Annotated in this window: 13 protein-coding genes; 5 read left to right on the top strand and 8 right to left on the bottom strand. The window is 54.1% G+C overall.

Features of this window, described 5'->3' with window-relative positions:
• Positions 1 to 47 precede the first annotated feature (47 nt).
• Together R50912_RS07105 and R50912_RS07100 are read left to right on the top strand one after the other, a co-directional pair.
• A complete protein-coding gene (locus R50912_RS07105) occupies positions 48 to 1,508 on the top strand; it encodes a sensor histidine kinase (RefSeq protein WP_042233490.1) in 1,461 nt (486 codons plus the stop codon).
• On the top strand, positions 1,486 to 2,181 hold the full coding sequence (locus tag R50912_RS07100; RefSeq protein ID WP_042233488.1) for a response regulator transcription factor: 696 nt from the start codon (positions 1,486 to 1,488) through the stop codon (positions 2,179 to 2,181). Before R50912_RS07105 ends, R50912_RS07100 begins: the two co-directional genes overlap by 23 nt.
• A gap of 103 nt (positions 2,182 to 2,284) precedes the next feature.
• Here the strand turns inward: R50912_RS07100 and R50912_RS07095 are convergent, their stop codons facing one another.
• Entirely contained in the window at positions 2,285 to 3,565 is a 1,281-nt protein-coding gene (locus R50912_RS07095; protein WP_042233486.1) for a glycoside hydrolase family 27 protein, read from the bottom strand.
• A gap of 298 nt (positions 3,566 to 3,863) precedes the next feature.
• Here R50912_RS07095 and R50912_RS07090 point away from each other — a divergent pair, with 298 nt between their 5' ends.
• On the top strand, positions 3,864 to 4,496 hold the full coding sequence (locus tag R50912_RS07090; protein WP_042233483.1) for a CPBP family intramembrane glutamic endopeptidase: 633 nt from the start codon (positions 3,864 to 3,866) through the stop codon (positions 4,494 to 4,496).
• 42 nt (positions 4,497 to 4,538) lie between these two features.
• On the opposite strand, the gene R50912_RS07085 is transcribed toward R50912_RS07090, so the two are convergent.
• Entirely contained in the window at positions 4,539 to 5,168 is a 630-nt protein-coding gene (locus R50912_RS07085) for a YfbR-like 5'-deoxynucleotidase (RefSeq protein WP_042233482.1), read from the bottom strand.
• Positions 5,169 to 5,468: 300 nt separating this feature from the next.
• Between R50912_RS07085 and R50912_RS07080 the strand changes: the two genes are divergently transcribed.
• Positions 5,469 to 5,684 carry a PspC domain-containing protein gene (locus tag R50912_RS07080; RefSeq protein WP_042233479.1) on the top strand — a complete coding sequence of 72 codons (216 nt, stop codon included), beginning with the start codon at positions 5,469 to 5,471 and terminating at the stop codon, positions 5,682 to 5,684.
• Positions 5,685 to 5,732: 48 nt separating this feature from the next.
• Positions 5,733 to 6,401, top strand: a complete 669-nt coding sequence (locus R50912_RS07075; RefSeq protein ID WP_052416067.1) for a PspA/IM30 family protein — start codon at positions 5,733 to 5,735, stop codon at positions 6,399 to 6,401.
• 113 nt (positions 6,402 to 6,514) lie between these two features.
• Here R50912_RS07075 and R50912_RS07070 read toward each other — a convergent pair whose 3' ends face one another.
• Genes R50912_RS07070 through R50912_RS07045 form a run of 6 tightly spaced genes read right to left on the bottom strand, consistent with a single transcriptional unit; the run spans position 6,515 to position 13,000 of the window.
• Positions 6,515 to 7,747, bottom strand: a complete 1,233-nt coding sequence (locus R50912_RS07070; protein ID WP_081956406.1) for a M20 metallopeptidase family protein — start codon at positions 7,745 to 7,747, stop codon at positions 6,515 to 6,517.
• Between the two features lie 5 nt (positions 7,748 to 7,752).
• Positions 7,753 to 9,090 carry an LLM class flavin-dependent oxidoreductase gene (locus R50912_RS07065; protein WP_042233476.1) on the bottom strand — a complete coding sequence of 446 codons (1,338 nt, stop codon included), beginning with the start codon at positions 9,088 to 9,090 and terminating at the stop codon, positions 7,753 to 7,755.
• Between the two features lie 29 nt (positions 9,091 to 9,119).
• Entirely contained in the window at positions 9,120 to 9,611 is a 492-nt protein-coding gene (locus R50912_RS07060; protein WP_042233474.1) for a DinB family protein, read from the bottom strand.
• Positions 9,608 to 10,789: an N-methyl-L-tryptophan oxidase gene (gene solA / locus R50912_RS07055; protein ID WP_081956771.1), complete on the bottom strand. Its 1,182-nt coding sequence runs from the start codon at positions 10,787 to 10,789 to the stop codon at positions 9,608 to 9,610. Before solA ends, R50912_RS07060 begins: the two co-directional genes overlap by 4 nt.
• Complete coding sequence (locus tag R50912_RS07050) at positions 10,782 to 11,981, bottom strand: amidohydrolase (protein WP_042233472.1); 1,200 nt, start codon at positions 11,979 to 11,981, stop codon at positions 10,782 to 10,784. The genes solA and R50912_RS07050 overlap by 8 nt, the downstream gene beginning before the upstream one ends.
• Positions 11,978 to 13,000, bottom strand: coding sequence for an LLM class flavin-dependent oxidoreductase (locus R50912_RS07045; protein WP_042233470.1), 1,023 nt, complete (start codon positions 12,998 to 13,000; stop codon positions 11,978 to 11,980). The genes R50912_RS07050 and R50912_RS07045 overlap by 4 nt, the downstream gene beginning before the upstream one ends.
• Position 13,001 lies beyond the last annotated feature (1 nt).

Genomic DNA, 13,001 nt, shown 5'->3' with positions numbered 1-13,001 from the left:
TGATTGCATTAAATATACGAGAAAATGTCGACAGGAAGGAACCGGGTATGACCATTAAGCGGCGCTTGTTCATCTCAAATATCCTTATGATTGTAATACCGGTATGTATTTCCCTGATCATTGCTTTTGTTGGTGTGGCACTTCTTTTTCAAGTATCGAAGCAGGATAAGCAAGGCCCGTTCTATACCGGATACGATGATTTGATTCAGCTGTCCACGAAGCTGCTTGAGGACAGCAGAGACGGGAATCAGGAACAAACCACACGTAAGATCGAAGATATATTGCAGAGAGACGGGTTGAGTCTCGTTATTTATTCCTCAACGAAAAGTCTGTTCAGCTTTGGCCTCCTTGAGGGCGGGCAGACAGACAAGCTGCTGCAGGCGATTTGGGCCATGGATGGAGAGGGTTTTGCTTCCGTCAAGGACCAGGAGGTCTATGCAGAACAACTGCGGGTTGGCGGCAGAGCATATACCGTTTGCATTTTCAGCACGGCAACCAACTACGATAACGGGAAGGTCACTCCAGCTATGGTTACCTTCATTATTGTGATCACCCTGGGGATCATCGCCACTATTATTTTGACGAATCAATTTCTAACCCGGTTTGTATTCAAACGGATCAAGCAGCCCCTGGATACTTTGGCAGAGGGAGTTCATCAGATCAGGGACGGCAATCTCGATGTTAGAATTCACTACGAGAATAAGGATGAATTCGCTCCCGTTTGTGAAGATTTTAATGACATGGCCCTACGCCTTAAGGAGTCTCAGCGGCTGATTCAGAAGCAGGATGAGAGCCGCAGGGAGCTGCTTGCCGGTATCTCGCATGATCTCCGTTCTCCGCTGACCTCGGTCCGGGCGTATTCAGAGGGTCTGCTGGATGGTGTGGCCACAACCCCTGAATCCCAGAAGAAATATATTCACATGATCAAGACTAAAGCTGAGGATATTGACCGGATGGTGGGTAAAATCTTTCTTTTCTCCAAAATGGATCTGGGGGATTATCCTTATGAACCGGAGGTCCTGGAAGTCAATCAAGAGCTTCTCTCCTTAATTAAAGCTACTGCCGAAGAATATAGAGAGAAAGGGCTGGATGTAATCATTGCTGCTCTGGCTCAAGATGTGCATATCTTTGCCGATCCGGCGCAGCTGAGCAGTATCTTCTTCAATATCCTGGAGAATAGCTGGAAATATAAAATGAAAGAGCGTGTTCAAGTAACTATTCGTACCGAAGTTAAGGGAAGTGACATGTTTATCTACCTGGAGGATAATGGACCCGGCGTGCCGGAGAATGCGCTTGATAAGCTGTTTGATGTGTTCTACCGCAGCGATCCTTCGCGCAACAACCCTACCAAGGGCAGTGGATTAGGGCTTGCAATAACCGCAAAAGCAGTCAGCCGGATGGGCGGCAGTATTCACGCTAAACCCTCTCTTGAAGGAGGCTTGTGCATCATCATCCAATTGCCAGTGCTGGATAAAGGGGCTAACTATGACAAAAATATTAATCATTGAAGATGACAGTGCGATCGCATCCATTGAGCGTGACTACCTGGAAATTAATCAATTCTCCGTGGAGGTCGCGGAAGACGGGATCACCGGGATCGAGCTGGCACTCTCAGGACAATTCCAGCTTATTCTGCTCGATCTGATGCTGCCTGGGGAAGATGGCTTCTCGGTTTGCCGCAAGCTCAGAGGCCAATTGGATATTCCTATCCTTATGGTTACTGCCAAGCAGGAGGATATCGATAAAATCCGCGGGCTTGGGCTAGGCGCGGATGATTATATCGTCAAGCCCTTTTCACCAAGTGAGCTGGTGGCCCGGGTCAAATCCAATTTAGCTCAATATTCGCGCCTCAAAGGCGGGAACGGGTTGACAGCCCAGAGCAGCAGCATCGAAATCGGTCCATTCGTGATCCACACCTTATCTCACAGAGCCTATCTTCATGGCCGGGAGCTGGAGTTGAAGAAAAAGGAATTCGACCTTCTGCATTTCCTGGCTATCCATGCTGACATCGTGTTCAGCAGAGATTCCTTGTATGAGCGCATATGGGGCTTCGATGCCATGGGGGATAATGCCACAGTAGCTGTTCATATCAACAGGCTGCGCGACAAGATCGAACAGGACCCCGGCAATCCGAAGTATATTCAGACTGTATGGGGAGCGGGGTACCGTTTTCAAGTGTAAAGTTGCTGCGGCAGGACAGATATAGAAGCAGGACGTCAGCTATAATGCTAATGTACTGCTTCTACTTTTATATGTCACTGTCGCTATATTATCGAGGTATATCTCACCTCGCCGAAACTCTGAACAACGCTGCTCCATGCGGCGGAATAGCTGAACTCAGCGTATCTTCGAGCGGACCTGTCTGCTTCCCGGTCCATAGTTCCTTGGCGTTAACCCTGCCCTCTATTCCCAAATCGGCAATAGATATGGATACCTCCGCCAGTGACTCCCCTGTGTTGAATAAGGCTACGAACCGCTCTCCTTCAGGTCCTTCGGCTAACCACACTACCCTATCACCGGTACGGCTGATCTGGCGGGCATTACAGCTGTGGCGGTGCATATTCAGTACATCCTGGTTAGTCAGTAGTGACAGTGTCCATTCATCGTTGTCACGCATCTCGCCTCCGAACATCAGCGGCGAACGGAAAAGGGTCCATAATGTCATCATCGTTACTTGCTCGTCCTTCGTGAAGTTTGTCCAGCGGTCATGCTGTACACCGCGTATTCCAATACGCCCAAGCGGCAGCATATCACAATCCGGCCAGCAGCCGGGTTTAGGCCGGCCTTCCCAAGTGGAACAGCGGTCGAACATATCCAGCAGGAGCGGCCAGCGGTCCCAGAAATCATCCGTCATTCTCCATACATTCGCGTGGTTCTCCAAGAATTCCGCATGCTTCACAGGTGCAGGTCCCGGCGACAGGCTCAGCACAATACTGCGGCCAGTATGGTCAATGGCTTTGCGGATCAGCTCGATCTCAGCAAGATGCGGGCCGCCATGCAGCCAGGAATCTGCGATGTCATCCACCTTGATGTAATCGACATCCCATGAAGCGTACAGCTCGAATAAAGAATTGTAATATTCCTGCGCACCTTCCTTAGAAGCATCCACACCATACATATCCGTGTTCCAGCCGCAGAAGGAACAGGTATGCGCGATATCGCGTGCTGTCACCGCTGTTCCCTTAATAGGTGTATTGTCGTGAACCGCCTGCCGGGGAATACCACGCATAATATGAATTCCGAACTTGAGGCCTAGACTATGCACATAATCTGCAAGCGGCTTAAATCCAAGGCCGCCTTCTGCCGAAGGGAAACGGTTCACCGCTGGGATCAGCCGGGAATAGCCATCTGTCTCCAGACGGACAAAAGGACGGTATTGGTCCGACACTGCCCCAGGCTCATACCACTGAATATCAACCACAATATATTCCCAGCCATACTCCTTCAGGTTGCGGGCCATATAATCGGCATTTCCCCGCACCTCCGCCTCTGTCACTGAAGCACCATAGCAATCCCAGCTGTTCCAGCCCATTGGCGGAGTAGGGGCAAATTCCCTATGATTCATAAGTTAATGTAACCTCCATTTGTGAATGAATTGTATTTTATTGTGGATACAGAATCATTGTATCGGCTATCCTTCTCTGATTCCACCGTAAAATTGATTCACAAATAGCACAAAATTGCTGTCTAATATAACGCACCATTCTTATTTTTCCTTTATCGTAGCATTTCATCCGAACTTCCCGCCGTAACATTCATCTCCTTCATTATTGTAATATATGTAATAGATTTCTAACTGCAAAGCTGCAAGAATCAGAAGAAGTTTTGAACACACTTTCACTTTCACCGGAGGGTAATCACTTATGCTGTTACTGGAATCATTCGCTATTGCTATGCTGCTGTCTTTTTCATACAAGATATTCGAGGGAATACTGGGAGTTGTCTCTAAGCAGCAAGCACGATTTACCATTTATTATTGGGGAGCCGCCATGATTGGGGTAAGTGTTCTCTGGAACAACAGCTATACGTTCAACGCTCCACAGCAAGTGATGAAGGTGCTTCCGTTATTCCTTGTCATTCTGCTTGTGAACCTGATCATCTCAAGAACCTCCGGCTATTCTCCTGCGGGAACCTATAATACAATCAACTTCGTCCTTGCCTTCCCTGTCTTTGAAGAGATTGCCTTCAGAGGACTTATCCTACCCGTACTTGCGCGCCATCCGGCACTCGGTCAGCTGCATTCCAATTCCATCATCGATATAAGCTGGGCTATTCTCCTAACCTCGCTGCTGTTCGCGGTGTCCCATTTGCAGTATTACAGGCTGAACCGCGAGAGCGTCAGGTTTATGCTCTTTGCTTTTACCGGAGGGATCTTCTTTGGGTTATTCGCACAGGTGACTGGCTCCCTCCTGCTGACGATTCCGCTGCATATCGCTTTTAACGGATCGGCCGTGCTGTATGCCCGGGCTTACGCAAGCAAGCACCTTCAGGCCTGACGTATTTCTATATGTATATATGAAAAAAGAGCCACAGCTCATCTACAGAGCCAGCGCCTCTTCCGTAATTCTTTTAATATCAATGGAGGACAGTGTTTCTTCATTCACCATATCCGGCAGAATTTCTGCCAGGAAGTAATCCACACATCTCAGCTCAATGTTCTTGATCTTGATCAGGGCATTGCGGTACATCACCACAAATTCCTTCTCCGTGTTCCCTCTTTGCAGCTCGGCAAAAGCTTCATATACCTGATCCATTTTGTCGGCAACCTCCAGAATCAAGCCTTCAATCGACTCGTCCTTGCCCTCGCGCAGCTGATGGTAGAAGGTGCTTTTGAACTCATCCGGGATATGCTCCTTGATGAAGTTGTCGATCATGCCCTCCTCAACCTGCTGAATCAGCGACCTTAGCTGGAGTGAGGAGTGCTTCACCGGCGTTTTGATGTCCCCGATAAAAATCTCTCCGTAATCATGGCTGCTCGTAATCTCGTACAGCTTCTTCCAGTCGATCACCGCACCGTGTTTCTCTTCAATATCAGCCAGTGTTTTGGCGTATTGTACGACCTTCCAGGAATGGGCCGCTACGCTGTGCTCCTCGAATTTGAATTTGCCCGGACAGCGGATAATGCGTTCCAGTTCGTTCAGAGAGCGAAAATACTTGTGAATCCCCATGAGGCCAGTCCTCCCGTATGTTTATGATAGGCTCCGCTAGAGTACAGTTTAATCCTCCAGTATTAACCCCGAATGAACAACAGGACCTCTTTGTGTAAAATCCGTGTTTTCCTGGTTAATCCGTATTTTCCCGGCCTTCCCCCGTCCTATTGCGGTCAGCATCCCCGACTAAGGTCGGGAACAAAGAACAGTCTGCAGGCTGTTTTGCTGCGCGGGATTAATTCGTACAATACATACATAGACAACGCAGTGAACACGCCGCGAACCGGCGATCACCATATAAGAGAGGAAGATATTCATATGAAAAAATTAACCCGTTCCGTAACTGACAGCAAACTTACAGGCTTATGCGGAGGATTGGCACGCTGGCTCAATGTTGACACTACCCTTGTTAGATTGCTCGTAGCCGCCGCTGCCGTATTTAGCTTCGGTACCGTCCTAGTCCTCTATGTCATCGGCAGTGTCATTGTGCCCAAAGAATCCTACGGCGGCTTCACTGACGGTTTCGACTACTAATCCTTCATTTCTGCTACACCTACCCCAACTAAAAAGGAGATCATAATCATGAGTATATTTCAAAGAATCACAACGTTAACCAAAGCAGCTATCCACGAGGGATTGAACAAACTGGAAGATCCGATGCTGCTTACCGGCCAGTATCTGCGGGATCTGGAGGATAAAATCACCGATGCCGAGAGCAAACAGCGTGAATTCAAAGCCGCTGCCAGTGTGCTGGAGCGCCGCATCTATGAATATCAGGTGCTTGCGGAGCGCAGCGAAGCGGAAGCCGTTCAAGCCATGAGTGAAGGCAATGAGCCGGCAGCCCGCGCTGCGGTAATGGCTAAACTGCGCTATACGGAGAGCGGACAGGAATGCACAGCCGGACTGCAGGAGACTCAGGCCACACTCGCCTCGCTTGAGGTTCAACTGGCGAATGTGAAGGAAGAACATAAACGCCTCAAAGCCAAAAGAGCCGAGCTGGCGGAACGTGCCCGCAAAGCGGCAGAGATGAAGCAGGCGGCTCAAGCAAGCGCCTCTGGTTCCCCGGCCGGATGCCGTGGCCAGGTATTGAACGCCGGCAGCGCATCCCGCGGCTTCGAACGGATGGAGGACAAGATTGCCATGCAGGAAGCCCTTGCTGAGCAATCCGGACTAACAGCAGCAGCAGCTCCTGAATCTCCGATGAATAGCGCGGTAGAGGCTGAGCTTGAGCGCCTGCGTAACCGCAAATAAGCTGACAGCGTGAGGTCAGCAACAACAAGGATGCCTCCCTTTTCATAAGGGCTGGCATCCTTTCTTTTGCTGATATACAATTTATCCAAATGTGTAATATACCTGATTTAATACTACTCAGCAGCAAGCCTCACCAATACTCTGGCGCCCTGTACCAGCACAGCCTCATCAATGTTGAACCGGGGCTGGTGAAGCGCATAGGTTATCCCCTGTTCCGCATTGCCGCAGCCGATAAAGGCAAACGCCCCGGGCACCTGATCGAGATACCAGCCGAAATCTTCCCCGGCCAGGCTCGGCTGCTCCAGCAGATACGCCTTCTCATCTCCCAGCACCTTGCGCGCTGCGCCGAGCATCCGCTGAACGGCCAAGCCGTCGTTCACCACGGCAATGCCTTCGCGCAGCTCCAGGCTGCTGCTGCCTCCATATGCCGAGGCTATCGCTGCAGCGTGGCGCTTCAGTCCTTCCGTAATCCGGCTGACGGTTGATTTCGTGAAGGCTCTGAAGGTGCCGGTCAGCTCACTGTGCTCAGCAATGACATTGATTGCTGTTCCAGCACGCAGTGTGCCGAAGGCCAGCACCGCTGCTTCCGACGGATTGATCCGATTGGCCATCAGCCCATTGGCTTCGGTCACAAACCGTGCCGCCATCTGTATAGCATCGACCGCTTCATGCGGTGCGCTGTGATGTCCGGCGGTGCCCCGGAATTTCACGGTGAAATGGCTTGAGGCCGCCATGGCATACCGGGGATGAATGCCCAGCCTACCAACGGCAAGCTCCGGCATCACATGCAGCGCATAACACTGGTCCACACCTTCTAGAATGCCGTCTTCGATCATATCCCTACCGCCGGAGAGCAGGTGCCCGTCCAGCGGACTCCGGCTTGCGCCTTCCTCCGACGGCTGAAAGACGAAGATCACCGTCCCGCTCAGCTGATGCCGGAATGCCGCCAGTGTCTGCGCGGCCCCGAGCAGCATCGCCGTATGGGCGTCATGCCCGCAGGCGTGCATAACACCAGGATTCCTGGACTTATAGTCCACCTCATTCAGCTCAGCAACCGGCAGCGCGTCCATATCCGCCCGCAGCAGAATTACCGGTCCGCTCCCTGCCGTTCCCCGCAGCGTCCCGGTGACTCCCCTCCCGAAATGCCGGCCCACATTCCGCCGCACTTCAATCCCCCATGACTCCAGGTGCGCAGCAACCTTGCCGGAAGTGCGGGCCACATCGTAGAGCAGCTCCGGATGGCTGTGCAGATCACGGCGGATCGCGATCAGCTCCGCCTCCAGCCCGCCGGCATACTTCATCATGGCTTCAAGATCCGGTTTCAGACGGTCTGCACCGGACTGCATTTGCGTCACACCTGCCCTGCCGGTTCAGAAGCCTTAGAGTAACGGTTCTCCGGCACTGGCAGTCCGAGATTGCCCCGCAGCGTATCGCTTTCGTATTCGGTGCGGAACAGTCCGCGTTCCTGCAGAATCGGAACGACCAGATCCACAAATTCCTCCAGCCCGTTCGGTACGGCGGCTGCCAGCATGAAGCCATCGGCTGCTCCGGCCTCGAACCAGGTCTGAATCTGATCAGCCACCTGCTCCGGCGTGCCGATGAAGCTGCTGCGAGGCGTAGCAGACTGCAAGGCTACCTGCCGCAGAGTTAAGCCCTGTTCTTTAGCATCCTTTTTGATTTTGTCCGTGCCGCTCTGGAAGCTGTTCCGGCCCAGATCACCGACATCCGGGAATGGCTCATCCAGCGGATACTGCGAGAAATCATGATGCTCGAAGAACCTGCCCAGATAGTTCAGCGCATTCTCGATCGTCACCAGACCGGCAACCTCCTGGTATTTGCGTTCCGCCTCCTCAGGGGTAGCTCCCAGAATCGGTGCTATTCCAGGGAAGATCAGCACTTCTTCGGGATTGCGCCCAAACGAAGCTACGCGGGTTTTCACATCCTTATAGAATTCCTGGGCAGACTTCAGCGTGTCATGACCCGTGAAGACGGCATCTGCTACACTCGAGGCATAATCTTTGCCGACCTCTGAGGACCCTGCCTGGAAAATAACCGGCTGTCCCTGCTTCGAGCGGGCGATATTCAGCGGTCCCTTCACAGAGAAGAATTCACCCTGGTGATCAAGCGTGTGCACTTTCCCCGGATCGAAGAAGACGCCCGTCTCCTTATTGCGGACAAATGCATCATCCTCCCATGAATCCCACAGCCCGCGCGCTACCTCCAGATATTCGGCGGCAATGCGGTACCGCTTGCCATGATCGGGATGCTCCTTCTTGCTGTAGTTAAGAGCTGAGCCTTCAAGCGGTGAGGTCACCACATTCCAGCCGGCCCGTCCGCCGCTGATGACATCCAGCGAGCCGAATTGCCGGGCCACAGTAAACGGTTCACTGTAGGAGGTGGACAGGGTACCTACCAGACCAATACGGCTGCTGACCGCCGCCAGTGCACTAAGAATCGTCAGCGGCTCGAAACGGTTGAGGAAATGAGGGATAGACTTCTCATTGATGAACAGACCATCTGCAATGAAGATCAGATCCAGCTTGCCTTCCTCCGCTTTGCGCACCCATTCCTTGTATAGCTCAAAGTTCACACTGGCATCAGGCTTCGCATCGGGATGACGCCACATGGAGGTGCTTCCTCCAACCCCGTGCAGCAGTGCTCCCAGCTTCAATTGTCTCGCTTTAGTCATGTTCATTCCTCCTCAAGGTTGTGTATTCATTACAAAGTGGCTTGCTGGGCAGAGAGACTGGCTTCTGCTCCCCGCTTGACCCGTTCGATCTGGGCCAGATGGTTCTGCACATGGGCGGTGAAGCTGCGGACGATATCGGCAATCCGGACGGTGTCTCCCTTGACATTAATCCCGCTTTTCTCCCATTCTGCGGCAGTCAGTCTTCCCAGCAGGAGACTATTGTAATGCAGCAGGCTGCGGAACAGCTCCAGGCTGTCTGTCGCCTTACCCAGATTGCTGTGCTGCCCGCTGACCCAGGCATCCTGATTGAATGCCGGAAGCTGCACCTTCGTATCCGCCAGAATATCACGGATACGGAAGGAGACCACAATGCTGTGATCAGCCAGATGTGACAGTACCTCGGTTACGCTCCAGCTGGCCGGCTCCGCCTTCCACTTCAGATGCTCATCGGATAAGCCTTCCAGTGCCTGCATCAATTGCCCGTGCGTATTCAAGTACTCTGTTAGCTCCACACTACTCATTCGATCTCCTCCAATATAAGTTTCGGTTGCGGCTGGTCAGGCCTGGTAGGGAAGCGTGACAGCACAAATGGCGCAATATTCTGCCTAGTATTTCCCTGTACAGCCAAATCTGCGAGGATCTCCCCGACCACGCTGGAGAATTTGAAGCCATGTCCCGAGAAGCCTCCGGCCAGCAGCACATTGCTGTAGGCCGGGTGGCGGTCAATAATGAAATCCTCATCCGGCGTATGCTCATATTTACAGACGGACCCTTTAAGCAGCTTCCCGGCTGCGCCAGGCATATAAGCCTCCAATACACGGCGAAGATCGTCTTCATCGCTCTCCAGACTGCCGAACGGTGCCAGCGGTTCGCCGGGCCTCCATTCCTCGCCTGTATCATGGCGGCCGATCTTCAGTCCAGCACCGCCGATGCTGGGGAAGCCGTAGAAGCCTCCTTCCTCAGCGCCCAGCGTGAAGCCTGGGAACTTCCCGGCCTCGAAGTCCGGCGTACTCCCAAACCAGCCCACTACCTTACGGACGGCCTTAATCGGCAGGCTGACGAAGGGTGATAATGAACTGAACCAGGCTCCAGCGCTGAGCACAGCAGCCGCCCCCTGATAATCGCCGTTCTTCGTATGAACGGTGACACTTCCTTCGCGGGCCGTTACATTCAGCACAGGTGTGTTCGTCAGCAGCTCTGCACCATGAGCCAGTGCCAGCTGCCGGTAGGCTGTTATGCACCGTTCACTGTAGAGGTAACCCGCATCCGGCTCATACATCGCCTCGAAGGATTCCGGAAGCTTCAGCGCCGGCCAGCGGCGGCGGATCTCCTCCGCATCCAGCTGCTCGGCCCGGACCTTCCGCTTACGCGCTTCCGCCAGGCGACCGGCGAAGGAATAGACGCCGCTGTCTGCCAGATTGAGCACGCCTGAAGGGACAAGCAACTCCGTCCCGCTCTCCGCTTCGGCCTCTTCCCATAGCACCTGGGCACGGAGCGCCAGGTCAATATAGGCCGGATCTCCGCTATAGGCATGCCGGATCAGCCGGATCTCCCCGTGATGGCTGCCTTCGGTATGCGGCGGATCAAAAGCATCGATCAGCAGCGTCCTCACGCCGCGCCGGGCCAGATGATAACCCGCGCTCATTCCCATCGACCCTGCGCCAACAATGATCACGTCATATACGGGATGGTCAGCTATGATCCGCACCCCCTTCAGCCGCGAAATGCTCCAGCACCCGTACCGCCAGACTGCTGAAGAACCCGGCACCCACAGGCAGAGCCGCTTCGTCCAGATCGAACTTAGGGTGATGCCATTCCCGGCTTCCGGCCGTGCCGGTAAAGACAAATAAACCGGGAACCTCCCGCTGGTAGAAGGCGAAGTCCTCTCCGGCCGGTGATGGTACCGGCTTAACAGAGGTATAGCCAAGGTCCGCGGCCGTTTCTTCTCCAAGCCGGGCCAGCAGCGCGTCATTGATAACCGGCGGCGGTCCGCCGATCCAGCGCACGCTGGCTTCGGCACTCAGTGCGGCCGCAACACCAGTCACCACCTCTTCGAAGCGCTTCAGCACCCTGCCGCGCACCGCTTCGTCGAACGAACGTATCGTCCCTTCCAGCACCGCCGTTTCCGGGATGATATTCCACGAGTTCCCGCTGTGAATCTGCGTAACGCTGATGACGGCACTGTTCAGGCTGCTCACATTCCGGCTGACGATGGACTGCAGCGCCGTAACGATATGGGAAGCTGCTACGATGGGGTCTATACCGGCTTCCGGCACTGCCGCATGGGTTCCGAACCCGCGGATCTCCGCTATGAAGCCGTCAGCAGCTGCCATCAGCGGACCTTCCTTAATACCGATGGTCCCTACCGGCAGATCCGGCTTATTATGCATCCCGATGACCGCGCGGACATTATTCAGCCCTCCGGCAGCGATGATCTGCTGCGCGCCTTTTGCCTTCTCCTCGGCAGGCTGGAACAAGAAGCGGACCGTTCCCTTCAGGCTGCTCTCCTGATCCTTCAGCTGATAAACCGCCCCCAGCAGCGCCGCCGTATGGAAGTCATGGCCGCAGGCATGCATTCTGCCGGGAACCTGCGAGGCATAAGGCAATACGGTTTCTTCCTGAATCGGCAGTGCATCGATGTCGGCCCGCAAGGCAATCACCGGACCGCCCTGCAAGCCGCCGATTTCAGCAATCACTCCGGTCTTCAGCCCGTAATCTGCTATCTTCACGCCTACCTGCTTGAGCAGTGAGGTAATATATTTCGTAGTTTCATATTCTTCATTAGAGAGTTCAGGATGCCGATGCAGATGACGGCGGATCTGGGCCAGCCGCTCATTGAACGATAACCTGTTAACTGCCTGTGCAGCGGATTCCGCAGTTGTACTTGTCATGATGAGGCCTCCGCCGGAACCCCGGCGAGCGCTTCAGCCAGCAGCTCGAAGGAACGCAGCCGTTTGTCAAAGGGCTGCACATTGGTCGTGATAATAAACTCCTCCACCCCGGATGCCTCAGCCAACGCCAGCAGCTGCCCGCGGACACTTTCCTTCGTTCCTTTGGTAACCTCCGGCTCCCGTTCTTCCAGGGTGTAAGGCTCCGTGGTCTGGCGGGTGAACTCCTCCGCCTGCTCGCGGGTGGCCACCGTCAGCTTCTTCCCGCTGGCGAGTTGAATGCGGATCAGCTTATGCGCTCCGCCTAGCTCTTTGGCCTCCTCTTCCGTATCGGCCACGATTACAGCCAGCGCGATAATCACTTGCGGCTCCTTCCCGCTGCTGGTATTGAAGCCGCTGCGGTAAGCACGCACCGCTTCCAGGGCAACGGCCTGATCGCCGCCGATGAACAAAGAGAACACATACGGCAGCCCCAATTCCGCAGCGATTTCGGCACTGGCGACACTGGCCCCCAGTAAATACAGCTGCGGCGGAGTTCCGGGCAGCGGGCCAGCCTTCAGCCCGGTGAGCGGATGATCCTCCTCCAGCCGGTTATGTACATATTTCTCCAGCTCTATGATTTTATCGGTCAGTGAAGGAGCCTCGCCGCCTCCCTGCTGCAGCGCCTGCGTACTGCGCGGCAGCCCGCCGGGAGCACGCCCGACGCCCAGATCTACACGGCCCGGCGCCAGCGAAGCCAGCACGTTGAAGTTCTCAGCCACCTTATAAGGGCTGTAGTGCTGCAACATAATCCCGCCGGACCCGATGCGGATACTCTCAGTCTTGGCCAGCAGATGCGAGATCAGCACCTCCGGTGAAGAACCGGCCACCTGCTCGGAATCATGATGCTCGGATACCCAGAACCGGCGGAAGCCGAGACGCTCCGACAGCTGCGCCAGCTTGATGGTATGCTGAAAGGCCTCCTCCGGCGTCTCTCCCGGATAAATCGGGCTTTGATCCAAAACGCTGATTGTAATCGCCATA

The sequence above is a fragment of the Paenibacillus sp. FSL R5-0912 genome (assembly GCF_000758605.1).
Lineage (GTDB): Bacteria > Bacillota > Bacilli > Paenibacillales > Paenibacillaceae > Paenibacillus_AQ.
The sequence above is the reverse complement of the archived record's forward strand: the minus strand, read 5'-3'. Positions and strand labels throughout refer to the sequence as shown.

Excerpts from the sequence above, each read along its gene's own strand:
- R50912_RS07105 (WP_042233490.1), top strand. The coding sequence starts at position 48 with ATGACCATTAAGCGGCGCTTGTTCATCTCAAATATCCTTATGATTGTA.
- R50912_RS07100 (WP_042233488.1), top strand. The coding sequence starts at position 1,486 with ATGACAAAAATATTAATCATTGAAGATGACAGTGCGATCGCATCCATT.
- R50912_RS07095 (WP_042233486.1), bottom strand. The coding sequence starts at position 3,565 with ATGAATCATAGGGAATTTGCCCCTACTCCGCCAATGGGCTGGAACAGC.
- R50912_RS07090 (WP_042233483.1), top strand. The coding sequence starts at position 3,864 with ATGCTGTTACTGGAATCATTCGCTATTGCTATGCTGCTGTCTTTTTCA.
- R50912_RS07085 (WP_042233482.1), bottom strand. The coding sequence starts at position 5,168 with ATGGGGATTCACAAGTATTTTCGCTCTCTGAACGAACTGGAACGCATT.
- R50912_RS07080 (WP_042233479.1), top strand. The coding sequence starts at position 5,469 with ATGAAAAAATTAACCCGTTCCGTAACTGACAGCAAACTTACAGGCTTA.
- R50912_RS07075 (WP_052416067.1), top strand. The coding sequence starts at position 5,733 with ATGAGTATATTTCAAAGAATCACAACGTTAACCAAAGCAGCTATCCAC.
- R50912_RS07070 (WP_081956406.1), bottom strand. The coding sequence starts at position 7,747 with ATGCAGTCCGGTGCAGACCGTCTGAAACCGGATCTTGAAGCCATGATG.
- R50912_RS07065 (WP_042233476.1), bottom strand. The coding sequence starts at position 9,090 with ATGACTAAAGCGAGACAATTGAAGCTGGGAGCACTGCTGCACGGGGTT.
- R50912_RS07060 (WP_042233474.1), bottom strand. The coding sequence starts at position 9,611 with ATGAGTAGTGTGGAGCTAACAGAGTACTTGAATACGCACGGGCAATTG.
- R50912_RS07050 (WP_042233472.1), bottom strand. The coding sequence starts at position 11,981 with ATGACAAGTACAACTGCGGAATCCGCTGCACAGGCAGTTAACAGGTTA.
- R50912_RS07045 (WP_042233470.1), bottom strand. The coding sequence starts at position 13,000 with ATGGCGATTACAATCAGCGTTTTGGATCAAAGCCCGATTTATCCGGGA.